The sequence below is a fragment of the Streptomyces puniciscabiei genome (assembly GCF_006715785.1).
In the GTDB taxonomy this organism is placed as follows: Bacteria; Actinomycetota; Actinomycetes; order Streptomycetales; family Streptomycetaceae; genus Streptomyces; species Streptomyces puniciscabiei.
The window spans coordinates 911602-936534 of record NZ_VFNX01000002.1 but is presented as its reverse complement, the minus strand read 5'-3'; the positions used below and the strand labels follow the sequence as shown (position 1 = coordinate 936534).

At 72.2% G+C, this 24933-nt stretch carries 19 protein-coding genes and 1 pseudogene; 11 read left to right on the top strand and 9 right to left on the bottom strand.

The window, feature by feature from the left end:
* Positions 1-25: 25 nt before the first annotated feature.
* The 3 genes from FB563_RS35265 to FB563_RS35255 form a co-directional block, all read right to left on the bottom strand.
* Complete coding sequence (locus tag FB563_RS35265; protein WP_234357601.1) at positions 26-2896, bottom strand: ATP-binding protein; 2871 nt, start codon at positions 2894-2896, stop codon at positions 26-28.
* A 214-nt stretch (positions 2897-3110) separates the two neighbouring features.
* Complete coding sequence (locus FB563_RS35260) at positions 3111-4127, bottom strand: (-)-alpha-amorphene synthase (protein ID WP_167528543.1); 1017 nt, start codon at positions 4125-4127, stop codon at positions 3111-3113.
* Positions 4102-5397: a cytochrome P450 gene (locus FB563_RS35255; RefSeq protein WP_234357602.1), complete on the bottom strand. Its 1296-nt coding sequence runs from the start codon at positions 5395-5397 to the stop codon at positions 4102-4104. The genes FB563_RS35260 and FB563_RS35255 overlap by 26 nt, the downstream gene beginning before the upstream one ends.
* Before the next feature lie 350 nt (positions 5398-5747).
* Here FB563_RS35255 and FB563_RS35250 point away from each other — a divergent pair, with 350 nt between their 5' ends.
* Positions 5748-7244 (top strand): acyl-CoA synthetase, encoded by a 1497-nt coding sequence (locus tag FB563_RS35250; RefSeq protein WP_055704603.1) that lies wholly within the window; start codon positions 5748-5750, stop codon positions 7242-7244.
* 9 nt (positions 7245-7253) lie between these two features.
* Here the strand turns inward: FB563_RS35250 and FB563_RS35245 are convergent, their stop codons facing one another.
* From FB563_RS35245 to FB563_RS35235, 3 genes are all read right to left on the bottom strand, one after another.
* Complete coding sequence (locus FB563_RS35245; RefSeq protein ID WP_055704604.1) at positions 7254-8144, bottom strand: TIGR03620 family F420-dependent LLM class oxidoreductase; 891 nt, start codon at positions 8142-8144, stop codon at positions 7254-7256.
* A 102-nt stretch (positions 8145-8246) separates the two neighbouring features.
* Entirely contained in the window at positions 8247-8579 is a 333-nt protein-coding gene (locus FB563_RS35240; protein WP_055704605.1) for an ArsR/SmtB family transcription factor, read from the bottom strand.
* A gap of 72 nt (positions 8580-8651) precedes the next feature.
* The gene (locus tag FB563_RS35235) at positions 8652-9215 is read right to left on the bottom strand and encodes a CGNR zinc finger domain-containing protein (RefSeq protein WP_055704606.1); all 564 of its coding nucleotides are present in this window, start codon (positions 9213-9215) and stop codon (positions 8652-8654) included.
* A gap of 78 nt (positions 9216-9293) precedes the next feature.
* Between FB563_RS35235 and FB563_RS35230 the strand changes: the two genes are divergently transcribed.
* The gene (locus FB563_RS35230) at positions 9294-10541 is read left to right on the top strand and encodes an MFS transporter (protein WP_055704607.1); all 1248 of its coding nucleotides are present in this window, start codon (positions 9294-9296) and stop codon (positions 10539-10541) included.
* Positions 10542-10677: 136 nt separating this feature from the next.
* Here FB563_RS35230 and paaK read toward each other — a convergent pair whose 3' ends face one another.
* Positions 10678-12000 carry a phenylacetate--CoA ligase PaaK gene (gene paaK / locus FB563_RS35225; RefSeq protein WP_055704608.1) on the bottom strand — a complete coding sequence of 441 codons (1323 nt, stop codon included), beginning with the start codon at positions 11998-12000 and terminating at the stop codon, positions 10678-10680.
* A 228-nt stretch (positions 12001-12228) separates the two neighbouring features.
* Here paaK and FB563_RS35220 point away from each other — a divergent pair.
* Positions 12229-13080 (top strand): annotated as a pseudogene (locus FB563_RS35220) (alpha/beta fold hydrolase); the annotation flags it as partial.
* 194 nt (positions 13081-13274) lie between these two features.
* Here FB563_RS35220 and FB563_RS35215 read toward each other — a convergent pair.
* Both FB563_RS35215 and FB563_RS35210 read right to left on the bottom strand, forming a co-directional pair.
* Complete coding sequence (locus FB563_RS35215; RefSeq protein WP_234357603.1) at positions 13275-14876, bottom strand: alkaline phosphatase family protein; 1602 nt, start codon at positions 14874-14876, stop codon at positions 13275-13277.
* A gap of 397 nt (positions 14877-15273) precedes the next feature.
* Entirely contained in the window at positions 15274-16890 is a 1617-nt protein-coding gene (locus FB563_RS35210; protein ID WP_055704609.1) for an acyl-CoA synthetase, read from the bottom strand.
* Positions 16891-17077: 187 nt separating this feature from the next.
* On the opposite strand from FB563_RS35210, the gene FB563_RS35205 reads away from it, so the two are divergent.
* The 8 genes from FB563_RS35205 to FB563_RS35170 all read left to right on the top strand — a co-directional run bounded on the left by FB563_RS35205 (position 17078) and on the right by FB563_RS35170 (position 24932).
* Positions 17078-17878: a crotonase/enoyl-CoA hydratase family protein gene (locus FB563_RS35205; RefSeq protein WP_055704661.1), complete on the top strand. Its 801-nt coding sequence runs from the start codon at positions 17078-17080 to the stop codon at positions 17876-17878.
* A 180-nt stretch (positions 17879-18058) separates the two neighbouring features.
* Positions 18059-19000: a Zn-ribbon domain-containing OB-fold protein gene (locus FB563_RS35200; RefSeq protein WP_055704610.1), complete on the top strand. Its 942-nt coding sequence runs from the start codon at positions 18059-18061 to the stop codon at positions 18998-19000.
* On the top strand, positions 18997-20046 hold the full coding sequence (locus FB563_RS35195) for a thiolase domain-containing protein (protein WP_055704611.1): 1050 nt from the start codon (positions 18997-18999) through the stop codon (positions 20044-20046). The genes FB563_RS35200 and FB563_RS35195 overlap by 4 nt, the downstream gene beginning before the upstream one ends.
* Positions 20043-21209 carry a thiolase domain-containing protein gene (locus tag FB563_RS35190; RefSeq protein ID WP_055704612.1) on the top strand — a complete coding sequence of 389 codons (1167 nt, stop codon included), beginning with the start codon at positions 20043-20045 and terminating at the stop codon, positions 21207-21209. The genes FB563_RS35195 and FB563_RS35190 overlap by 4 nt, the downstream gene beginning before the upstream one ends.
* An 82-nt stretch (positions 21210-21291) precedes the next feature.
* Positions 21292-21534, top strand: coding sequence for a DUF397 domain-containing protein (locus FB563_RS35185; RefSeq protein ID WP_055704613.1), 243 nt, complete (start codon positions 21292-21294; stop codon positions 21532-21534).
* 183 nt (positions 21535-21717) lie between these two features.
* Positions 21718-22650, top strand: coding sequence for a universal stress protein (locus FB563_RS35180; RefSeq protein ID WP_055704614.1), 933 nt, complete (start codon positions 21718-21720; stop codon positions 22648-22650).
* Between the two features lie 221 nt (positions 22651-22871).
* The gene (locus FB563_RS35175) at positions 22872-24287 is read left to right on the top strand and encodes a 3-hydroxybutyrate oligomer hydrolase family protein (RefSeq protein WP_055704615.1); all 1416 of its coding nucleotides are present in this window, start codon (positions 22872-22874) and stop codon (positions 24285-24287) included.
* 147 nt (positions 24288-24434) lie between these two features.
* Positions 24435-24932: a glycosyltransferase family protein gene (locus tag FB563_RS35170; protein ID WP_030339601.1), complete on the top strand. Its 498-nt coding sequence runs from the start codon at positions 24435-24437 to the stop codon at positions 24930-24932.
* The last annotated feature ends 1 nt before the right edge of the window (position 24933 follow it).

The following is a 24933-nucleotide window of genomic DNA, read 5'->3' as shown; positions in this document are numbered from 1 at the left end:
ACGCCGCGGCCCGGGTCCGACGGCTTCAAGGGCGATGGCGCGGACAGCTCTCCAGGAATGCGGCGAGGCCGGCGGCGTCGGTGCCGGTCTTGCGGTACACACAGGACAGCAACAACCGTACGCCTTGCTCGGTGAGGCGCAGTTCCTTGGCGACGACCGCCATCGGGTGTCCCCGCGCGATCAGTTCGGCGGCCCGGCGTTCCTGGGCGTTCAGGGTGTCCGCCTGCACGTAACGCAGTGGCAGCGGGCGCAGACCGGCCACCGAGAGTTCTTCCCGGGCCCGGGCGGCCAGTGCCTCGGCCCCGCAGTGGACGGCGCCTTCCAGGCCCTGGTAGAGCCGGTCGGCGGCCTCCTGCAGCCGCCCGTTGCGGGACAGCGCGGCGCCGTGCCCGATCTGGGCGCGGGCGAGCTCGTAGGCGGCGGGGGACTGTTCCAGGTGGTCGACGGCCTCGGCGTACAGGTCGAGTGCCGCCGGCCCGCCGGTCACCTCGGCGAGGGTGTGCAGGGCCTGGCCGATGGTGGAGGCGGCGCCGAAGTCCCGGGCGCGTTTCACGGCGTCCCGGGCGCGGCCGACCGCCTCGTCCGGGGCGGTCGGGGCGAGCGCGGAGGCGAGGCGGAGCTGCCACGGGCACCAGGCCGGGTTCCGCCACGCCCGCCCGTCCAGCCAGCCCCCGACCGAGGACAACAGCACCGCCGCATCGGCGTGCCGTCCCTCCGCCAGGAGCAGTTCCGCGTACACCGTCCGGGGATCGGGGTAGATGACGGCGTTCGGAGTCGTCTCACCGAAGCCGTGCTCGTCGGCAAGTGCGCGCGCCTCACCGATGCGGCCACGGGCCAGCAGTGTCTGGATCAGGATGCCGACGGCGAACCACTGCGCGGGCACGGCCCCCGGCACCTTGTGGGCGATGCGCAGACCCTCCCGTGCGAGATCCTCGGCCTCGGCCAGGCAGCCGCGGTGGTAGCGGATGTAGCCGGCCAGCGTCTGGCCGAGGGACAGATGGGAGCCGCGCCAGCCCTTGGCCACGCACTCGGCGATGCCCTTGTTGAACAACTCCTCGGCCCGTCGCGGCTGGTCGCCGTACATGAACACCAGGGCGACCGACACGGGTACCTCGAAACCGTGGTTCTCGTCGATCCAGCTCATGCCGCCGTGGAGTGCCTTCTCGGCATACGCGAGGGCGGTCTCCCGCGGTTCGCCGCGCTTGACGGCGTCCCAGGCCCGCAGTCCCAGGATGTAGCGCTCCTCCAGACTGCGGCCGGGCAACTGCTCGGCCAGCCGTGCCAGTGTCCGGGAGCGGGCGGGTGAGTCGGGGTCGTCGGTGCGGACCATGCTCCAGACGAACTGATCGGCCTGCATCCGCAGTTTGACGCGCGGACTCCCGGCCTGCTTCGCCTCTTGCGCGGCCACGGTCACGGCCTCGGCCAGCTGATCGGTGTGCGCCAGAGCCTGCGTCAGCCGGAAGACGATGGAGGCACGCAGATCGGGGTCGATGTCGCGCTCCGCCAGGGCCTGACGGAGATGGCGCACCGTGGCTGTCGGCTCGATCAGGAACGTGGCGCATGCGAGTTCGTGAAGGAGCGCGGCCCGGTCCTCGGGGAGGGGCGGCTCCTGCAGCGCGCGGGCCAGCAGACGCCGGGCAGCCTCGGTCGCCCCGGCGCGGAGGTATGCGCGAGCTGCCTCGCGCAGGCATGCGACCGTTTCCGGACTGCCCTCGCAAGGGACCTCCAGCAAATGCCGCGCGGCGGCGGTGGGGCCGTATCCCGCGGCCAGCACGGTCTGCGCGGCGGTGTTGTGCAGACCGACCCGGAAGCCCGTGCGGATGGAGCGGTAGATGGTCGTGGCGATGAGCGGATGAACGAACTCCAGCTCGCCCTCGGGTCCGTGGCCGTCGGCGAGGATCCGGGCCGCGCGCAACTTCTGGGTGGCCTCGGCGACGGCCTCGTCGCCGAGCACCGCGATGCTCGCGGCAAGTCGCGGTGAGAAGGGTGAACCCAGTACGGCCGCGGTGTGCGCGAAGCGGACGGTCGCCGTGTCCAGCCGTTCCAGCCGCTCGATCAGCCCCGGCCCCTTGATCGCCGCCGCGAGCTCGCGCATCACGGGCAGTTCGTCCTCGGTGCCGCTCAGCTTCCGCTCGGCGAGTCCGATGGCGAGCTCCACCGCCTCGAAGGGGCTTCCGCCGGTGGCCGACCAGCATTCCTTGCAGAACCGGTCCTCGGCCGCCTCCCCGATTTCGCTCCTGACGATCTGCGCCACGCCGTCGGCGGTGAGCAGTGCCAGGTCATGGGGGCGGTTGCCCCGGTGTCCGGCCAGCGAACGGAACTCGCTCGCCTCGGGCGGCAGCTCGTCGGGCCGGTAGGCCGTCACGATCAGCAGCGGAAGGTCCTCGACCCGCGGGGCGAAGGAGGCGAGCCAGCTCAGTGACTCGGCGTCCGCCCAGTGCAGATCGTCGAGCAGCAGGACGACGGGGGCCTTCTGCACGGTGAGACGCGTCATGACCCAGTCGAGGCCCTCGCGCACCCCGGTCGGGTCCGGCGCGGGGGCCGATCCCCTTGCCTCGAGACCGAGCGCGGGGGCGACGATGTCGTACCAACTTCCGAGGAAGGAGCGGAGTTCCGTCCCGTCCATGGCGGCCAGCGACGGCTGCACCAACTGGCGCACCACGCGGAACGCCGACCCCGTTTCCGTCTCCCCGCCCCTGCCCGACAGCACCGTGAATCCATGCGCGGCGGCCCGGGCACGTGCTTCCGTGACGAGCGCGGTCTTGCCCAGCCCGGCCGGCCCGGTGAAGGCGAGCACTCCGCTGCGCCTCGCCCGCGGCACGCCGTCCGTGGTGCGCCGCAACTCCTGGAACGCGGCGTCCAGAGCCTGAAGTTCCTGTCGGCGCTCGATCAACATCCGCTGCTCCGTGATCGATTGCCGCGGCTCCATCGCCATGTGCCGTACCGCCTTCTTTCGTTCGGCCCGGGGAAGCCGAGCGTACGCCTCGAGGCGGTCAGGCAGGTCGGACCGGACTCCATGAGGTGAATCCGCGGCCGGGGGATGGGAGAATGCCCGCTCGCTGGGTATGGGGTCTGAATGCACCCGCTCCCGCCGCGATCCGGCAGGGCGACTACGGCTCGGCGGGTACGGACGTCACGTCCGCGTAGCGCGGCACGGTGCGTGACCAGTGGTAACACCCGCGGATCCAGCCGATCATGCCCTCCACATAGCCGACGCCTGCCGGGCTCAACTGCGGTTTGATCCCCGCGTAGAGCTTCTGGAACTCCTCGATGGTGTCGTTGATCTGCTGGATGGCCAGGAGGACGGCGGTCTGCAGCGAGCACCGGTGCTCGCGCTGGTGGGCGAGGGCCAGATTGACCATTTCGCCGGCGCGCTGTTCCTTCACCGCGGAGAAGAGGTCGGGTATCCACACCGCCGCATCGGCCGACAGCCGGGTCAGCCGCCGTACGACGGGATGGTGGAGTTCGGCAGGGGACAGCTCATACGGCTGGGCGGCTTCGCACAACGGATAGAACGGTTCGACGCCGGCGGTCAGCGACCGTATCGAGGTGCACTCTCCGGTCCGCAGGAGAAAGGGGTGGGTCTGAGCCACCGCTTCGTACAGCAGGCCGTGTACGTATTCCCGGCTTTTCCAGGCCCAGCGCGCGGTCTGCGCTGGTGTGCACCGTTCCCGGACCTGCCGGTGGAGATCGGCCAGAGCCGCTCCCAGAGGGGTGCGGGGCGGCTGGCCGTCCCGCAGAATCGCGATGCTCTCGCACAGCATGGGCAGCAGCCTGCCCGGTGAGCGGCGACCCGTGTCCTCCGCACGGTCGTCGAACACGAACTGGTAGGCGATCTGATCGGCCATGATCTGGAGAAGACCGGGATCCATGGTGGGGCTGTTGTAGGAGGCGAGCTCGGCCGGACGCGTGCGGATGATCATCGCCGCCACACCCGGTTCGTCGGTGAGCCCCCACGTCCTCAGCCATGCGTCGACACCGGCCGCGGCCTCGGATTCATGGGGGTTGCGCTGGAAGGGGAAGGGCATGTGGAGGTGGCGGTCGATGAGGTCCCTGAGGGTGGGGACCGCAACTGTCTCGGGAACCCCGACCGTGAGTTCCTCATGCGTTGTCGACAACGTGGTCACCTGCCGTCCGGGAATCCGAGGCACGGGAACGGGCTTCGCAGGCCATCACCAGGGCACGTGGGCCCAGCGTGATCGCGGGGCGCGGTGGCTGTTCGACATACCCGGGCACATGCCGCAGCCGCCGTCGGCCGGCGATGGTCGCGAGCGCCAGGGTGGCCTCCACCATGGCGAACTCGTCGCCGAGGCACTTGCGGTTGCCCGCGGAGAACGGCATCAGCGCACGGCGCTGTGCGGCGGTGGCCCGGCCCGGCAACCAGCGGTCGGGGTCGAACCGTTCGGGCTCGGGGAACGACGAGGGATCGTGGTGCAGGAGGTAGGGGCTGTACAGAACGGTGGCTCCCTCGGGCAGCCGGCACCCGGCGAGTTCCGTCTCCCTGGTGGCCACACGGGTGAAGAGCCAGCCGGGGGACGAGTGCCGCAGCGTCTCGGTGACGACGCACCGGGTCTGGACGAGGTGCGGCAGATCGTCGGGGCCGGGCCGTCGGCCGCCGGGGAGGACGGCGTCGAGCTCGGCGTGCAGGCGGCGCTCCGCCTCCGGATGACGGGCCAGCAGGCTGAAGGCGTCGGCCAGGCACAATGCCGGCGCCTCGACGCCCGTGAGCAGCAGTGTGATCAGGTGGTCGTGGACCTCCTGATGGGTGATCGGCGGCGTTGCGCCGTCGCCGCGCGCGGCCGCCAGCAGAGTCCCCAGCACGTCGTCGCGGTCGGGGCCGCGGCGGCGCTCCGCGATCGCCGCGTCGATGATCGCGTGCAGGCGCGAGAGCGCGTGCCGGTAGCGTCGGTTGGCGGGTGTGGGGAGGCGGAAGAGGGGGTCGATCGGTACGACCGTGCGGATGAACAGGCCGCGGACGACGTCCGTGAGACAGTCCCGTACCTCGGCGGTCGTCGTGTCGTCCAGCGAGTCGGAGAGCAGGACCCGGCTGATCACGCGGGTCGTGAGGGTCATCATCGCCTCGGTGACGGGAACCGTGCGGCCCGTGCGCCAGCCGTGGCACACCGACTCGGCCTCCTCGGTGACGAGGTCGGTGTACGCGGCGGCGTGGGAGGGGCGGAAGGCGGGCTGCAGCAGCCTGCGCTTGTCCCGGTGCGTCGGCCGGCGGCAGGTGACGAGACCGTCTCCCATCAGCTTTCCGAGCCTGTCGTACAGCGGGCCCCCCTTGTCGAAGGTGTGCGGGTCCATGAGCACCTCGTGGGTGAGCTCCGGGTGGCACACCATCCAGGCGCGCTGGGGGCCCAGTCGTATCTCGACCAGATCCCCGTGCGCGGGCAAGGAATTCAGAAAAGCCAGCGGGCGGCGGTACAAGGCGATACCGTGGCCGAGGAGTGGGAATATGCCGGGAGCAGTACCTGTCCGCCACGTGGGTTTCTGTTCGGGCACAGCACGACTCATGAATGCCTCCTGCTCAATGTCACACAGGAAATGTGTGAACTGCTACGGACTTTGCGCCCGAGACTTGTCCTGCCCAGGTTCAGTGGTGCTCGGTGTCCCGAATCCTTTCTCCAAAGGGGCGCACAGAAGCACACAGATGCAAAAGTCGCATTCGGCGAACGGCCGTTGATGCCTCCTGATCGTCCCTCGGTGCTTGACCTGCCTCCGCGACGGACCCAGGATCATGAGCCATGACGCAGGGACACGGCAGCACGGTCGACGGGGTGCTGCGACGCAGTGCCCGGCGCACCCCGGCCCGCCTGGCGGTGGAGTACGGCGGGCGCCGCTGGACGTACGAGGAACTCGACGACGCCGTCTCCCGCGCGGCCTCGGTGCTGCTCGCCCAGGGCCTCACGCCGGGCGACCGGGTCGGCGCCTACGGCCACAACTCCGACGCCTACCTGATCGGCTTCCTGGCCTGCGCCCGCGCGGGCCTGGTCCATGTGCCGGTGAACCACAACCTGACCGGGGACGACCTGGCGTACCTGGTCGGCCAGTCCGGCAGCACCCTCGTCCTCGCCGACCCGGACCTCGCCGGCCGACTCCCGGACGGCGTACGGGTCTTGCCGCTCAGGGACACCGCGGGCTCGCTGCTCGACCGGCTGCCCGGAACACCGCCGTACGACGGGCCCGAACCCCGCACCGAGGACCTGGTGCAGCTGCTGTACACCTCCGGTACGACCGCCCTGCCCAAGGGCGCGATGATGACCCACCGGGCCCTCGTGCACGAGTACCTGAGCGCGATCACCGCCCTGGACCTGAGCGCCGGTGACCGTCCGGCGCACGCGCTGCCGCTGTACCACTCGGCGCAGATGCACGTGTTCCTGCTGCCGTACCTCGCCGTCGGCGCGACCAGCATCATCCTCGACGCGCCCGACGGGGACCGGCTGCTCGACCTGATCGAGGCGGGCCGCGTGGACAGCCTGTTCGCGCCGCCCACGGTGTGGATCGGCCTGGCGGGCCGGCCCGACTTCGCCGGCCGGGACCTCGACGGACTGCGCAAGGCCTACTACGGCGCGTCGATCATGCCCGTCCCGGTGCTGCAGCGGCTGCGCGAGCGCCTGCCGCGGCTCGCCTTCTACAACTGCTTCGGGCAGAGCGAGATCGGCCCGCTGGCCACGGTCCTCGGCCCCGACGAGCACGAGGGCCGGCTGGACTCCTGCGGGCGGACCGTGCTGTTCGTGGACGCACGGGTCGTGGACGAGCAGGGCGAGGAGGTGCCCGACGGCACGCCCGGCGAGATCGTCTACCGCTCACCGCAGTTGTGCGAGGGCTACTGGGACAAGCCCGAGGAGACCGCCGAGGCCTTCCGGGAGGGCTGGTTCCACTCCGGGGACCTCGCGGTGCGCGACGCCGACGGCTACTTCACGATCGTGGACCGGGTGAAGGACGTCATCAACTCCGGTGGCGTCCTGGTCGCTTCGCGCCAGGTCGAGGACGCCCTGTACACGCACGAGGCGGTCGCCGAGGCCGCCGTGATCGGCCTTCCCGACGAGCGGTGGATCGAGGCCGTCACGGCGGTCGTCGTCCGGCGCGGTGAGGTGACGGAGGATCAGCTCATCGCGCATGTGAAGGAGAAGCTCGCACCCTTCAAGGCGCCCAAACGGGTGCTGTTCGTGGACGCGTTGCCGCGCAACGCCAGCGGGAAGATCCTCAAGCGCGAACTGCGGGACCGCTTCAGCCGGTAGCCGAGGCGGTCAGGAGGCCTTCGACGGCAGCAGGGCGTCGGCCAGCAACCGCCACTGGGGCAGCGCCGATTCGCCCGGCACGACGCCGATCACCTGCACGGCGACGTGGTCGGCGCCCGCCTCCACCTGCCCGCGCAGCTTGCGTACGACCGTGTCCGGGTCGCCCCAGAAGACGAGGTCGTCCACGAACCGGTCGCTTCCGCCGCCGGAGAGGTCCTCGTCGGTGTATCCGAGCCGGCGGAACTTGGCGATGTTGTAGGGGGTTTCGAGGTAGCCGCGCAGATGCTCGCGGGCGAGGGTGCGGGCGCGGTCCGGGTCGGCCTCGAACAGCACGGCGTGCTCGACGGCCAGGAAGGCGTCCGGTCCGAGGATCTCGCGCGCCTGCGCGGTGTGCGCCGTGTTCACATGGTAGGTGTGGGCGCCCTCGGCGCGGTCGCGGGCCAGCTCCAGCATCCTCGGGCCGTACGCCGCCAGCAGGCGCCGAAGGGGCTGTGCCGGGCGGGGGTTGGGCGTCCGCATGGCGTCCAGCTCGTCGAGGTACCCGGCCATCGCGGCGAGGGGCCTGACCCCCGGGCGCGGCTGCCCGCCGAAGCCCAGGCCCAGCACATGCCGCCCCGGGTAGGCGTCCGCGAGCAGGAGTGCGGCGCCGTGCGTCCAGGCCGCCTCCCGGGACCAGATCCGGGCGATGCCGTTCACGACGCTCAGCCGGCGCGTGGACGCGAGCAGATACCCGGCGTGCGTGAACGCGTCCCGCCCCAGCGCTTCCGGGATCCACACGGCCGGCCAGCCCAGATCCTGAAGTTCCTGGACCGAGTCCCGGATCCGTGCGGCCGGCTGGTGCTCGAAGTCGAAGGTGTAGATCCCGAACGTGCCGAGGTCCAGGCCGTTCTTCGCGGTCATCGTGTCTCTCCCCATGAGCCGGTTCGATGCGATGATTCGGAATATCGCAGACTTTCGATATGAACTGCAAGCCGCTGCCGGTGCCGGGCGGCACCTGATGGGCTAGAGGGTCTGCCCCAGCTCCGCGACCAGGTCGGCTATGCGCTGCTCGTCGCGCTTGTAGTGGGTCCACTTGCCGACGCGCGTGGCCCGGACCAGACCCGCGCGCTGGAGTTCGGCCAGGTAAGCGGACACGGTCGACTGGGCCAGGCCCGCCTTGGCCTGGATGTGGCTCACGCAGACACCGACCTCGGCGGGATCGGCCATGGGCGCCTCCATCGGGAAGTGCCGCTCCGGCTCGCGCAGCCAGCGCAGCATCTGCAGCCGCATCGGATTGGACAGCGCCCGCAGCGCGTTGACCAGGTCCGGGTCGGGGCTGGGGGCGATGTCCGTCATGGGTTCGGAGTATAGGGGCGCTACGACGTATCGGGGTACGTCGATACGCCCAGGTCGGTCGATACGCCCGGGTCAGTCGGCGGTCCTGCGGCGCAGCGCCTCCTTCTTCGCGCGGTTGCCGCAGGTGTCCATCGAGCACCAGCGCCGGGTGCCCGGGCGCGAGGTGTCCAGGAAGAGCGCACCGCACGAGGCTCCGGCGCAGTCGCGCACCCGGTCCAGCGCCGGGGAGGTGACCAGGTCCAGCGCGTCCCGGGCGACCAGGGCGAGCGTGGCGCGCACCGGGTCCTCGGCGCCCCAGGCCAGTCGGCCCGAGGGGGTGAGGGCGGGTACCGGCACTGCGTGTGCCGCGGCCTCGTTGACCCGTGCGCGTGTCTTCGCGTCGGGTGTCCGTCCGGCGCGGGCGGCGCCGATCAGCCGGTGGATCGCCTCACGCAGTTCCTGTGCCGTACGCACCAGGCCGGCCGTCGCCCGGCGGACCTCGACGGGGCAGGGGCCGCACTGCCGTACCCAGGCGGCCAGGGCTTCGGGGTCGGGCAGCTCCTCCACCGCGTCGGCCGTGCCCCGGTGGCGCAGGGTCCGGATGAAGTCCAGGCACGGGCGGCCCGCGCCCTGGCGGAAGCGAATGGTCGTCGGCACAGCCCCACCCTACGGGAGAACCGGTTTGACTGGTACCGTGCGGGAACCGTTCAAACCGGTTCTCCGAGAGGTGTCCCCGTGTCCGTGCCCGCGTCCCTGGCGTTACCGACCGCGCCCCGCCGGGTGATCCTCGTCCTGGCACTCGCCTGCGGAGTGAGCGTCTCGACCATCTACTTCCCGCAGGCGATCAGTTCGCTGATCGCCACCGACCTGGACATCCCGGCGGGCTCCGCATCCCTCGTCGTCACCGCGGCCCAGTTCGGGTACGCGGGCGGCATCTTCCTGCTCGTCCCGCTCGGTGACCGGCTGCCGTCCCGCCGGCTGATCGTCACCCTGCTCGCGCTGACCGCGGCGGGCCTGGTCGTCGCCGGTGCCGCACCGACGCTGCCCGTCCTCGTCGCAGCGAGCGCGGCCATCGGCGTCACCACCGTCGTCCCGCAGATCATCATCCCGATGGCCGCGGGGCTCGTGCCCCCCGAGCGACGCGGCGCCGTCACCGGCACCCTGCTCAGCGGACTCATCGGGGGCATCCTGCTCGCCCGCACCTTCGGCGGCACCCTCGGGGAGTGGCTGGGCTGGCGCGCCCCCTATCTCGTCGCCGCGGCGCTCGTGCTCGCCCTCGCGGGGACGCTCGCCCGAGTGGTGCCGGACACCACACCCTCGTCCGGACACCGGTACGCGACCCTCATATCCGCCCCGCTGCGTCTGCTGCGCGAGGAACCGGACCTGCGGCGTTCCTGCCTCTACCAGGCCACCGTCTTCGCCGGCTTCAGCGCCGCCTGGACCGCGCTCACCCTGCTGGTGACCGGGCCGGCGTACGGCAGGGGCGCCCAGGCCGTGGGGGTGCTCGGACTCGTGGGTGCCGCGAGCATGTTCTGCACTCCGCTCGCCGGCCGGGCCGCCGACCGCCGGGGACCGGACACCGTGAGCCTGTGGTGCCTGCTCGGGGTGATCGGATCGGCCGGGGTGCTGGCCCTCGCCGGCCTCGGCGGCACGGCGGGGCTCATCGTGCTGGCCGGCGGCATGCTGCTGCTCGACGTCGCGGTGCAGAGCGGCCAAGTGGCCAACCAGGCCCGCAACCTCGCGCTCCGTCCGGACGCCCGGGCCCGGGTCAACACCGCCTACATGACGTGCGCGTTCCTCGGCGGCAGCGCGGGGTCCTGGCTCGGGATACGGGCGTACGACCGACTCGGCTGGCCGGGGGTGACAGGGCTGGTGGCCCTGTCCGCAGTGATCGCGCTGACCCGGCACCTGACGCATCTGGCCCGGCGGCGTACAGCGGTCGGTCCCGTCGAGGGCACGGTGACCCCGAGCCGGGTGCCGTGATGCGGCACCGGTGAGTGCCGTGACGTACGGCCGGTCCGGCGGGGGCGGGCGGCGCCCGGCGACACAAGACACAGGGCCGGCACGGGCGGTGGGCGACGAAGCGCCACGTCCGTCGACCTGCCGTACCGGCCGTACGTCACCCCAGCCCGCCGCCCGGACCGGCAGCCTTGGGGCGCAGATCCACGATCCGGCGGATCTTGCCGACGGAGCGCTCCAGGGACTCCGGCTCCACGATCTCCACGTCGACCCAGACCCCGATCCCGTCCTTGACGGCCGCGCAGATGGACCGGGCCGCAGCGTCCCGCGCCTCTGTACCGGCGTCCGCGCGGGCCTCGGCCCGTACGGTCAGCCGGTCCAGCCGGCCCTCGCGGGTCAGCCGGAGCTGGAAGTGGGGCGCAACGCCGGGCGTGCGCAGCACGATCTCCTCGATCTGGGTCGGGAAGAGGTTGACCCCGCGCAGGATCACCATGTCGTCACTGCGCCCGGTGATCTTCTCCATCCGCCGGAACACCCGGGCCGTGCCGGGCAGCAGCCGGGTGAGGTCACGGGTGCGGTACCGGATGACGGGCATGGCCTCCTTGGTCAGCGAGGTGAACACCAGCTCGCCACGCTCGCCCTCGGGCAGGACCTCGCCCGTGATCGGGTCGACCACCTCGGGATAGAAGTGGTCCTCCCAGATCGTCAGCCCGTCCTTGGTCTCCACGCACTCCTGTGCCACACCCGGGCCGATCACCTCGGACAGCCCGTAGATGTCCACGGCGTCGATCGCGAACCGCTCCTCGATCTCGCGCCGCATCTGCTCGGTCCACGGCTCGGCACCGAAGATCCCCACGCGCAGCGAGGTGCCCCGCGGGTCCACGCCCTGCCGCTCGAACTCGTCCAGCAGCGTGAGCATGTAGGACGGGGTCACCATGATGACGGCCGGCTGAAGATCCTGGATCAGCTGCACCTGCCGGGCCGTCATACCGCCGGAGGCCGGGACGACCGTACAGCCCAGGCGCTCGGCACCATAGTGGGCGCCCAGACCACCGGTGAAGAGCCCATAGCCGTAGGCCACATGAACGATGTCACCGGGCCGTCCGCCGGCCGCCCGGATCGACCGCGCCACCATGTCGGCCCACATGGAAAGGTCGCTGTCCGTGTAGCCGACCACCGTGGGGCGCCCGGTGGTGCCACTGGAGGCGTGCAGCCGGCGGATGCGCTCCCGCGGCACCGCGAACATGCCGTACGGGTAGTTCTCCCGGAGGCCCGCCTTGGTCGTGAAGGGGAAGCGAGCCAGATCGGCGAGGGACCGGCAGTCCTCGGGGCGGACGCCGGCCTTGTCGAAGGACTCCCGGTAGAACGGCACGTGGTCGTAGGCGTGCCGCAGCGAGGCGCGCAGCCGCTCCAGCTGGAGTTCCCGCAGCTCCTCGGGCCCGAGCCGTTCGCCCGCATCGAGCAGGTCCGTCGCATCCGCCATCGATTCGACTCCCTCGTCACACTCACATTCCGGGCGACCGATCATTCGGTCGATCCGTTCGGGGCCAGTAATTCAGGCCATGCGGCTCCAGGCAAGAGGCCTGCGGGGATTTTTCCGTGCCCCCGGAGCACGGCCGCGCCGGAGAACGTGGAGCCACGACAGCGGGCTTCTCGCACCCGCTCGGCAAGACATTGCACAGTACGGGGCCCGACCGACATGATCACGACCATGTCGACCTTCCTCACGTCCGACGGCACCCGGCTCGCCTACCACCTGCGGGGCGACGGCGCACCCCTCGTCGTCCTGCCCGGCGGCCCCATGCGCGCCTCCGCCTACCTCGGAGATCTCGGCGGGCTGGCCGTCCACCGCCAATTGGCGCTGCTGGACCTGCGCGGCACCGGGGACTCCGCGCCGCCGGCGGACCCGGCGACGTACCGGTGCGACCGCATGGTCGAGGACGTCGAGGTGTGGCGCGCACACATGGGTCTGGAACACATGGATCTGCTCGCCCATTCGGCGGGCGCGGCCCTCGCCATGCTCTACGCGGCCCGCCACCCGCGGCGGATACGGCGACTGCTGCTGGTCACGCCCAACCCGTCCGCCCTGGGCCTGCGGGCGACCCCCGAGGACCGGCTGGCGGCGGCCCGGCTGCGCGCGGACGAGCCGTGGTTCACGGAGGCGTTCCCCGCCTTCCGGGCCTGGCTGGCGGGCGAGGCGGACTTCGACGAGGTGTTCCTGCCGTTCTTCCACGGCCGCTGGGACGACGCCGCCCGGGCGCACAGCGACGCCGAACCGGAGCAGACCAACGAGGAGGCGGGGGAGCGCTACTTCGGGGACGGCGCCTTCACCCCGGACGCGACGCGAACCGCCCTCGCCGCGTTGACCGCGCCGGTCCTCCTGCTCGCCGGGGAACTGGACGGCGGCCCCCGACCGGACCTCGCGCGCCGTGCCGCGAAGGCCTTCCCGAACGCCGAGGTCGCCGTCCAGCCCGGCGCCGGTCACTACCCCTGGCTGGACGACCCGGGGTGGTTCCGGCACCGCACCCTCGCCTTCCTCGACGGGCCGTCCGCCGCCGTTCCGCCCTCGGCGGAGCAGCCGGCCGGGACCGCACCGCCCGGCTGGCGTGCCCGGCATGGACACCGCGGTGCCACCGACGGGCAGGGCAACGCACCCGATCCTGTGTGGTGGGACCACATGGACCGGATCACCATGCCGACTAGGTCATCGGTGGTGGGCCCGCCGGCCGCACTCCTCGACACCTGACCCATGCACGGCTACCCCTGCGGTCCGAACGCCCTCAGGAACCGGTCGCGGAAGCCGTCCATCCCCCAGATGGGGGCGTTCGCCGCGGGTTTGAGGCCCTCCGTCCAGCCCCAGCCGGAGATCCGGTCCAGCACCTTGGGGTCACGGGCGACGACGGTGACCGGCACGTCCTTGCGCGGACTGTTCCCGGTGACGGTCGGCACGGGCTGGTGATCGCCCAGGAAGACCAGGACCGTGTTGTCGTTGCCGTAGCGCCTCAGGAATCCGACGAGGCTGCTCAGCGAGTACACGATGGAGGCGCGGTATGCGTCACGCACGCTCTCCGGGCTTCTCCAGACCTCCTCCTGGGACCGGCCCTCGCGCCTGATCCGCTGGAAGACCGAGCCGTCGCCGAACTTCGCCCAGTCGACCATGCGGGGCACGGGCGCCCAGGGGTAGTGGCTGGAGGTGAGGATGATCTCCGCCATCAGCGGGCCCCTGCCCCGCCTGCCGAACTCCCGCCGCTGGAACGTCTGCAGGGTGAACTGGTCCGGCACCTGGGACCAGCCGAAGTCCGGGCCGTGGTAGTCGAGGTGATGCCCGTCGTAGACATGGTCAAGGCCGAAGAACCGGCCCTCCGGCCAGGCCACCAGCACCCCGGGCACGACGCCGACCGTGCGCCAGGCACCGGTTCTGCGGAACGCGCCGGTGAGGGTGGTCCGGTCGCTGGAGGTGAGGGAGCGGAAGCGCTGCTGGTTGCTGATCCACAGGCCGGACAGGAAGGTCGAGTGGGCCAGCCAGCTGCCGCCGCCGGTCACCGGCGAGCGCAGCCAGCCGCTGCGGGCCCGGAATCCGGCCGCCGTCAGGGCGTCGTCACTCTCCTTGAGCACCGCGCCGATCCGCGGGGCCATCGCCGGGTCCTCGATCGCCGAACGGCCGTAGCTCTCGACGAACGTGAACAGCACGTCCTTGCCGCGCAGGCCGGTCAGCAACCGGTCCGGGGGCGTGTGGGCGAAGGCGTCGTGGGCGGCCTGGCGCCGGAAGAGGCGGGCGTCCGCGAGGGAGACGCGGACCTGCTGGGCGCGGTCGCGCAGGAGGCCGGCGTCGAGCGTCGAGGCGACGGGCACACCGCCCGGCCGCAGGCCGAACACGACGCAGGTGATCCAGGCGGTGCACAGCACCAGGACGGCACCGACGGACCGGGCGCGGTGCCGGGCCACCAGGGTGCTCAGCCGTACCGTGGAGCCCGCGCTCGCCAGGACGACGGTGACCGCGAGGAGCAGGGCACCGGCGATGGCGACCAGCTCGCCGGTGCGGCCGGACGTCCCGCGCAGATAGTCCGCCGCGTTGCCCAGCAGACCCCAGTCCAGCACCGGGTCGAAGGGACGGTACAGCACCGAATAGAAGCCGAGGTCCAGGCACTTGAGGAGCGTGAGCAGCCCGATCAGCACGCCGATGGCCGCCGCCGCGGTCCGCCGCCCCCGGGGCGGCAGCACGAGCAGCACGGCGGCGAGCAGAATGCCCTCGGCCGGCAGGCGTACGAACGCGGCCGGGGTGAGCCGGTCGGGCCGGTTCGGCAGCAGCAGCGCCGCGAGCAGGAGGCCGACGGCGAGCACGGCCGAGCCCACGGCCACACACCGCCCGATGCGCGCCCGCCGGCCGGGTGGACCGGCCAGTGCGCCCAAGCCCCGAGCGAGGCGGCTCCACCCGCCGAGGAGGCCGGCCCGTGCCGCGAGGCGCCGGGCACCGCGCCCGCGCCTGCCGGGCGCCGCGGCCCGCTCCGCCTCCCCGGCCGTCGTGGGAGCCCCGGATGCCGCCGGGCCGCTGTCCGTCTCGTCTGCGCTCCCCGGCGGGTGACTGGGCGTGTGGTGAGACACCCGGAGATCCTTCCGTGCGTGGCCCGGTGCCGGTGCGGAAGGCCTGGACCGGCACAACTCGACCGACCGACAGTTACCCAAAGTAGTCGAGCGGTGTCGGTTGCGCGCACGGAGTGGTGCTACCGGGTGGTGGGCAAGGGGGGGCGCCCCGGCGTCACCGCTGGTCTGCCGCCACCGCCACCTCCCGCGCCCAGCGGTAGTCGGCCTTGCCGCTCGGGGACCGCTGGATGGAGTCGGTGATCACCAGCTGGCGGGGGATCTTGTAGCCGGCCAGCCGGGTACGGCAGTGGCTCTGGATGTCGGCCAGCGAGGGCTGCGCGGCTCCCTCGCGCAGCTGTACGACGGCGGCCACATGGTTGCCCCAGGTGGCGTCCGGGACCCCGGCGACCAGCGCGTCGTACACGTCCGGATGCGCCTTGAGCGCCTGCTCGACCTCCTCCGGATAGACCTTCTCGCCCCCGGTGTTGATGCACTGCGAGCCCCGGCCCAGCACCGTGACCACGCCCTCCTCGTCGACCGTCGCCATGTCGCCGAGCAGGACCCAGCGCTGCCCGTCCTTCTCGAAGAACGTCTCGGCGGTTTTCCGCGGGTCGTTGTAGTAGCCGAGCGGGACGTGCCCGCACTGGGCGACCCGGCCGGTCTCCCCCGCGGCGACCGGCTCGTGGTCCACCGGATCGACCACGCGGGTACGGGAGTTGACGCGCAGACGGAAGCCGCGCTCGGGTCCCGAGTCCTCCGTCGCCGTTCCGTTGAAGCCGGACTCGGAGGAGCCGAAGTTGTTGAGCAGCACGGCGTTCGGGACCAGTTCCCGGAACTGCCGGCGTACCGTCTCGGACATGATCGCGCCCGACGAGGAGACGCTGAACAGGGCCGAGCAGTCGGTGCCCTTGAGCGGTCCGCTCAGCGCGTCGATCAGCGGCCGGAGCATGGCGTCGCCGACCAGAGACATGCTGGTGACCTTCTCCTTCTCGACGGTCCGCAGCACCTCCTCCGGCACGAACTTGCGGTGCAGCACGACGCGTTGGCCGAAGTTGAAGCCGATGAACGCCGTCAGCGTGGAGGTGCCGTGCATCAGCGGGGGAGTGGGGAAGAAGGTGATTCCCGAGCCCCCGGCGGCGACCCGCTCGGCCAGCTCCTGAGGTGCCTTCACCGGCTCCCCGGTCGGCGCCCCGCCGCCGAGGCCGGCGAAGAACAGGTCCTCCTGCCGCCACATCACCCCCTTGGGCATGCCGGTCGTGCCGCCGGTGTAGATGATGAGCTGGTCGTCGGCGGAGCGGGCCGGGAAGCCCCGGGCCGGCGAGCCGGACGCCTCCGCGTGGCCGAACGGCACCGCCCCGGGCACCCCGGCCGCCGCCGGGCCCACCCGCAGCAGATGCCGCAGCTTCGGCGCCCGCGGCAGCGCCGCCGCCACCCGGTCCGCGAACTCCGCGTCGAAGACCAGCGCGACCAGATCGGCGTCCCGGTAGAGGTACACCAACTCCTCTTCGACATAGCGGTAGTTGACGTTGACCGGAACGATCCGCGCCTTCAGGCAGGCCAGCACCGTCTGCAGGTACTCGACGCCGTTGTACAGGTGGAGGCCGAGGTGTTCTCCGGGCCTGATCCCGCTGTCGATCAGGTGGTGGGCGATGCGGTTGGCGGCCGCGTCCAGCTCGGCGTAGGTCAGGCGGCGCTCCGCGCCGGTGCCGGGATGGTCGACGTACACGAGCGCCTCACGGTCCGGGACCACGTCGACGACCGACTCGAACAGGTCGGCAAGGTTGTACTCCACCGCTCCTCCTGACCCCGATCGTGCCCGTATGCGTCCGCTAGCGGGTCATCAGAGCAAAGGGCGCCGCAACTGTGAAGGGCCCGCGCCAACAAATCTGACTGTCTGTCAGAAAATCCTGGAAGCTCCCTTGAAGTGCCTCGCCGCCTACTGCAACCTGTTCTCGTTCTCACCGAGGGGAGACAAGCCCATGGGCGGGACGGAACACCTCACCGTGCGGCGCGAGGGCGCCACACTGGTGCTCACGCTCAACAGGCCCGACGCGAAGAACGCGCTCTCGCTGCCGATGCTCGTCGGCCTGTACGACGGCTGGCTCACGGCCGACGCGGACGACGGGATCCGCTCGATCGTGCTCACCGGGGCAGGCGGCTCCTTCTGCGCCGGCATGGACCTGAAGGCGCTGGCCGGGAAGGGCATGGCGGGGGAGGGGTACCGCGACCGGCTCAAGGCCGACCCCGACCTGCACTGGAAGGCGATGCTGCGCCACCATCGCCCGCGCAAACCGGTCATCGCCGCCGTCGAGGGGTACTGCGTGGCGGGCGGCACCGAGATCCTCCAGGGCTCCGACATCCGGATCGCGGGCGAGTCCGCGACCTTCGGCCTGTTCGAGGTCCGGCGCGGTCTGTTCCCGATCGGCGGCTCCACCGTGCGGCTGCAACGCCAGATCCCGCGCACCCACGCCCTGGAGATGCTGCTCACCGGGCGTCCGTACACCGCCCGGGAGGCCGCGGACATCGGACTCATCGGCCGTGTCGTGCCCGACGGCACCGCGCTCGAGGCGGCCCTGGAGACCGCCGAGCAGATCAACGCCTGCGGCCCGCTCGCCGTCGAGGCCGTCAAGGCGTCGGTGTACGAGACCGCGGAGATGACGGAGACCGAGGGGCTCGCCGCCGAACTCACCCGTGGCTGGCCGGTCTTCGACACCGCCGACGCCAAGGAAGGCGCCCGCGCCTTCGCGGAGAAACGGCCCCCCGTCTACAAACGTGCGTAGCGCTGCGCCGGCTCAGGCCGGTTCGGAAACCGCGGGCCCGCGTGTGGCTGGTCGCTCCCCCGAATTCTCGGCTTCGCTCGAACCCGGGGGACCCCCATCGCGGCGGAGCCGCATATGTCACCGCCCCGTGCCCCTTCGGGGCACGACCTCACCGACCTTGCTCGAAGGAGGCAAGCCCCGATGCCCGAAGTCCTCAAAGCCCCCCTCGTCCTCGAGTTCCCCTTCACCCGCTCCCTCGGCCCCGTCCAGAGCGCCTTCCTCACCGGCCTGCGCGAACGCGTCGTCCTCGGCGTGAGGACCGCCGGCGGACGCACCCTGGTCCCGCCCGTCGAGTACGACCCCGTCACCGCCGAGGAGCTGCGCGACCTGGTGGAGGTCGCCCCCACGGGCACGGTCACCACCTGGGCGTGGAACCACGTGCCGCGCCGCGGCCAGCCACTGGGCACCCCCTTCGCCTGGGTCCTGGTCCGCCTCGACGGCGCCGACACCGCCCTGCTGCACGCCCTCGACGTCCCCGGCCCCGACGCCGTGCACACTGGGATGCGCGTCCGCGTCCGCTGGGCCGGGGAGCGCACGGGCGCCATCACCGACATCGCCTGCTTCGAGCCGTACGCCGGAGAGCCGGAGCAACCGGGCGACCACACCGGTGAGTTCACCGACCCGCTCTCCGGGATCGTCGCCCCCGCCCGCCTGGACTACACCTACTCACCCGGCCGCGCCCAGTCCGCCTACATCGACGCCCTCTCCGAACGGCGGACCGTCGGCGAACGCTGCCCCTCCTGCCGCAAGGTGTACGTCCCCCCGAGGGGTGCGTGTCCCACATGTGGCGTGGCCACACAGGAACAGGTCGAAGTAGGCCCCCGCGGCACAGTCACCACCTTCTGCATCGTCAACATCAAGGCCAAGAACCTCGACATCGAGGTCCCGTACGTCTACGCGCACATCGCCCTCGACGGCGCCGACCTCGCCCTGCACGCCCGGATCGGCGGCATCCCCTACGACCAGGTGCGCATGGGCCTGCGCGTGGAGCCCGTGTGGACCGAGGGCGCCCGCTACCCCGACCACTACCGGCCCACCGGCGAACCCGACGCCGACTACGACACCTACAAGGAGCTGCTGTGACCCGGGAGATCGCGGTCGTCGCCTTCGCCCAGACCGACCACCGGCGCTCCACAGAGGAGTCCTCCGAGGTCGAGATGCTCATGCCGGTGCTCCACGAGGCGCTGGACCGGACCGGCCTCAGGACCGCCGACATCGGCTTCACCTGCTCCGGCTCCAGCGACTACCTCGCCGGCCGCGCCTTCTCCTTCACCCTCGCCCTCGACGGCGTCGGCGCCTGGCCGCCCATCTCCGAGAGCCACGTCGAGATGGACGGAGCCTGGGCGCTGTACGAGGCCTGGACCAAGCTGCTCACCGGCGACGCCGACACCGCGCTCGTCTACTCCTACGGCAAGTGCTCGCCCGGCTCGGTGCGGGACGTCCTCACCCGCCAGCTCGACCCCTACTACGTCGCCCCCCTGTGGCCCGACTCCATAGCCCTCGCCGCCCTCCAGGCACAGGCCCTCATGGACGCCGGCCACACCGACGAGCCCGCGCTCGCCGCCGTCGGCGCCCGCAGCCGGGCCGACGCCGCCGCCAACCCGCATGCCCAGCTCAAGGGGCAGGTGCCGCAGGGCGACTACGTCGTACGGCCGCTGCGCTCCGGCGACTGCCCGCCTGTCGGCGACGGCGCCGCGGCCGTGATCCTCGCGGCGGGGGAGCGGGCCCGGGAGCTGTGCGAGCGGCCCGCCTGGATCCGCGGCATCGACCACCGCATCGAGGCCCACGGCCTCGGCGTCCGCGACCTGACCGACTCACCGTCCACCCGGCTCGCCGCCGAGAAGGCCGGAGCCTTCGAACGGCCCGTGGACACCGCCGAGTTGCACGCGCCGTTCAGCTCGCAGGAGGTGATCCTGCGCCGGGCGCTCCGCCTCGGCGACGACGTCCGGGTCAACCCCTCCGGCGGAGCGCTCGCTGCCAACCCGGTCATGGCCGCCGGACTGATCCGCATCGGCGAGGCCGCCGCCCGCATCCACCGCGGCGCGTCCGACCGCGCCCTCGCCCACGCCACCTCCGGCCCCTGCCTGCAGCAGAACCTGGTCGCCGTACTCGAAGGGGATCCACGATGAGCAAGGAGCCCGTGGCCGTCGTCGGCATCGGCCAGACCAAGCACGTCGCCGCCCGCCGGGACGTCTCGATCGCCGGCCTCGTCCGCGAGGCGGCCCTCAGGGCCCTGCAGGACGCCGAGCTGACCTGGGCCGACATCGACGCCGTCGTCATCGGCAAGGCGCCCGACTTCTTCGAGGGCGTGATGATGCCCGAGCTGTACCTGGCCGACGCGCTCGGCGCCGTCGGCAAGCCCATGCTCCGGGTGCACACGGCGGGCTCCGTCGGCGGGTCGACCGCGCTGGTGGCCGCGAACCTGGTGGCCGCCCGCGTCCACGGCACCGTCCTCACCCTCGCCTTCGAGAAGCAGTCCGAGTCCAACGCCATGTGGGGCCTGTCCCTGCCGATCCCCTTCCAGCAGCCCCTGCTCGCCGGCGCCGGCGGCTTCTTCGCCCCCCACGTGCGCGCCTACATGCGGCGCAGTGGCGCCCCCGACACCGTCGGCTCCCTCGTCGCCTACAAGGACCGGCGCAACGCCCTGAAGAACCCCTACGCCCACCTCCACGAGCACGACATCACCCTGGAGAAGGTCCAGGCCTCGCCCATGCTGTGGGACCCCATCCGCTACTCCGAGACCTGCCCCTCCTCCGACGGCGCCTGCGCCATGGTCCTCACCGACCGCGCCGGAGCCGCCCGCGCGCCCCGCCCTCCGGCCTGGCTGCTCGGCGGCGCCATGCGCAGCGAGCCCACCCTGTTCGCGGGCAAGGACTTCGTCTCCCCGCAGGCCGGCAAGGACTGCGCCGCCGACGTCTACCGGCAGGCCGGCATCGCCGACCCGCGCCGGGACGTCGACGCCGTCGAGATGTACGTGCCGTTCTCCTGGTACGAGCCCATGTGGCTGGAGAACCTGGGCTTCGCGGAGGAGGGCGAGGGCTGGAAGCTCACCGAGTCCGGGGTGACCGATCTCGACGGCGACCTGCCCGTCAACATGTCGGGCGGCGTGCTGTCCACCAACCCCATCGGCGCCTCCGGCATGATCCGCTTCGCCGAGGCCGCGCTCCAGGTGCGCGGCCAGGCCGGAGAACACCAGGTCGACGGCGCCCGCAGGGTGCTCGGACACGCCTACGGCGGCGGCTCGCAGTTCTTCTCCATGTGGCTCGTGGGAGCGCGGCCACCGCAGACCTGAAAGTCCTCCCCACGTGGCCTGTCGGGCATCGTGAGCGGTCGCTAGGCTGACCCGCGGACGACGAACCGGGAGGAGCACGGACGTGGCCGAGACCACCACCCAGCACAAGCCGCTCGCGGGCTGGGACAAGCCGGAGCTGGACCTCAGCAAGGCCGAGTGGCAGTCCAGCAGCCGAGGTCTGGGCGATGTCCAGATCGCCTTTGTCGAGGGCTTCATCGCCATGCGCAACAGCGGCCGTCCGGAAAGCCCATCCCTGATCTTCACGCCGGCGGAGTGGGGTGCCTTCGTCTCCGGAGCCCGGGAAGGCGAGTTCGACCTCACCTGACCCCGCCCGGCGGCGCGACCGGCGCCACCGGCACCGAACCGGCATCACGCGGACACCGGCAGCCGAACCGGGGGTGTTCCGCGCGGATTCCCGGACACGCGACCACCAGGACCCCGCTGGGACCGACGCCTGCGCCAGGCTGGCCCCAGCACGGGGAGGTCGTGTTCCGAAAGGTGAGGGACGATGAGCACTGCGCCGGTCATCGCCGCGGTCGACGGCTCCGAGGACAGCCTGCGCGCGCTGGAGTGGGCCTTCGACGCCGCCCGCCGCCGCGCCGCACCGCTGCGGGTGGTGCACGTACGGCAGTACGCCGCCTGGGGCCAGGCCGATGTGCTGGTCGCTGCGCCGCCCCGGGCGGAGGGGGATCCGGTGCTGGCCGACGTGCACATCCGACTCGCGGACCGCGGCGCCGAAACCGCCGTCGAGTACGTCGCCCTGGAGGGCGTACCGGGCGCCGTCCTGCCCGAACTCGGCGCCGACGCCCAGCTGTTGGTCCTCGGATCCCGGGGCCGCGGCGGCTTCGCCAGCCTGCTGCTCGGCTCCAACGGGCTCGCCGCCGCCCGGGACGCCGAGTGCCCGGTGGTCGTCGTACCCCGGCCCGGCCGGCAGGTGCACGGCGGCGGGCCGGCCGAGCCCGGGCCCCGGGTGGTGGTCGGCCTGCACGCCGACAGCCCGGACGAGGCGACCCTCGCCTTCGCCTTCACCGAGGCCGCGCTGCGCGGCGCGCGCCTGCAGGTGATCGCCGCCTATCCGTGGCCGGTGCAGACCTGGTCGGCCCCCGGCCAGCTGGTGCCGCCCCAGGTCGACCAGGCCGCCGTCGAGAACGAGACCCGCGCCCTCGCCGAGGGCTTCCTCGCCCCGCACCGCGAGCGGCACCCCGAGGTCCGCGCCGACGCCGAGGCGCTGCCCGGTGACGCGGCCGGCCATCTCGTGGCCGCCTCCAAGGACGCCGAGCTCGTCGTCGTCGGCCGGCACCGGCGGCGCCTGCTCGCACCGGCCCGCATGATGGGCTCCGTCACCCAGGCCGTCCTGCTGCACGCGGCGAGCCCGATCGCGGTGGTGCCCCCGGTGCCGCCGGAGGAGGGAGCGCCGGGCAGGGCCGAGGCGGCGCAGTAGGCCGCACAGAGTCAACACTGCGGAGCCGCGCGGCCGGTGGACGCCTGCACGGCCTCGTCCACCCACACCGGCAGCAGCTGCCCTGACATCAAGTCAACCACGATCGGTCATGGTGGCGGACAACGCTGCCGGGGCCGTCTTCATAGCGGCCCCACACATGTCCGGCGCGCCCACTCCGCGCCTAGCCTCCAGCGCGTCCACCCACAGCCGGAGGAACCCGCATGCCGACCACGCCGCACAGACGGCCCACCCGCCGAGCCACCCTCCCCGCCCTGTCGCTCACCGCGGCCTGCCTGCTCCTGGCCACCCCGGCCACGGCGGCACCCACCGGCGCACCGGACGGCCACTGCGCCGGCCGTACCGAGCTCCGGGTGCCCGGTGCCGCCCACCAGCAGGCCGACTGCCTGGATGAGCTGACCACCGCAGGCACCGTGGCCTCCGGGCACACCGACCCGGCCGACTACGCCGGGCTCACCCCCAAGGACCTGCCCACGCCCAGCGGCGTGCCGGGCATCCAGATCGACGGCTACTTCCCGGACACCTCCACCACCGACACGAACCACGGCTGGAACCACGACTCCCAGTTCGTCGTCCGGCTGCCCGACCACTTCAACGGCGGCCTGGTCGTCGCCGGCACGCCCGGCAACCGCGAGCAGTACGCGAACGACAAGGCCATCTCCGACTGGGTGCTCGCCCGCGGCTACGCCTACGCCGCCACCGACAAGGGCAACACCGGCACGGCCTTCTACCGCGACGGCCGGCGGCCCGGCGACGCCATCGCCGAATGGAACAGCCGCCTCACCCAGCTCACCCGAGCGGCCCGCGCCCTGGTCGCCCAGCGCTACCACCGGCCGCCCGTCCGCACCATCGCCACCGGCCTGTCCAACGGCGGCTACCTGGTCCGCTGGCAGCTGGAGAACCACCCCGAGCTGTACGACGGCGGAGTCGACTGGGAAGGCACCCTCTGGCGCGCCGACGGGCCCAACCTGCTCACCTTCCTGCCGCAGGCGCTGCGCAACTACCCGGCGTACGCCGCCGGCGGCCCCGGAGCGGGCGACGCCGAGGCAGCCCTGCACCGGGCCGGCTTCCCGGCCGGCTCGGAGTTTCTGTGGCCGTACCACTACCGGGTCTACTGGGACCTCACCCAGCGCATCTACCGGGAGGAACTCGACCCCGGCTACGACGGCTCCACCGAGGCCGGCACCCCGTTCTGCGCCTCCGGCACACCGGGCTGCGACGCCGACTACGACTACGCGGCCCGGCCCGCGGCCGTCCATCGCGCCGTCGACCGGATCGCCCTGACCGGGCGCATCGGCAAACCGCTGATCACCCTCCAGGGAACCCTCGACGCACTGCTGCCGATCAGCCAGGACTCCGACGTCTACGCGCGCATGGTCCACGCGGTCGGACGCGGCACCCTGCTGCGCTACTACCGCATCGAGGACGGCACCCACACCGACTCCCTGGTCGACGCCTTCCCCGACCGGCTCCGCCCGATGGTGCCCTGCCACCACGCGGCCTTCGCGGCCCTGGAGGACTGGATCACCGGCGCCGCCCTCCCGCCCGCCGACCACACGGTCCCGCGCCCGCCCGGTGCGACGGCGGCCACCCTGCTGACCAGCTGCCCCTTGAGCTGAGTGGCACCCCCGCGGCCCGACGGACGCGCCCGAAGGGGCGCGGGCAACTGCGCGACCGGCCATGATGAGCGCCGCGGGCGAAAGATCACCGCAGCCATTGACGGCCCCTTCCCGGCGCGCCTCGCAGAGCCCACGTACCATGGCCGCATGTCGTTCCTCCGCCGCCGCAGCGCCACCCCCGCCGGACCCGACTTCGACGTGCTGGCCATGGACCCGGGCGACTGGCCGGGCAACCTCGGCGCGGGTCTGCTGCCCGCGCCCGACGGCACCTGCCAGGGTGTCTTCCTGCGCTACGACCTCTTCGGCGGCCGAGGCCCTGCCATGATCATCGGCAACCTCCCCGAGGGCTCCCCGGCCCGCGAGGTCGCCGAGGGCGAGATCCCCTTCGAGGTGGGCCAGCTGCTGCTCGCGCTGGAGAACGACGAGGAGGTCACGGTCGTCGGCGTCGAGGACACCCCGGTCCTCCAGGGCGACAACCTCCTCATCGTGCGGCGGCTGAAGCTGTCCGAGTCCCGGATCTCCTGCGTCCAGTTCGACCGCAGCGACGGCGTCCTCGTCACCATCGCCGCCTGGGACCGTCCCATCACGGACGACCTGTACGCCCTGCTGAAGCCGCTCCCGGCGGAGCTTTTCCAGCAGGGCTGAG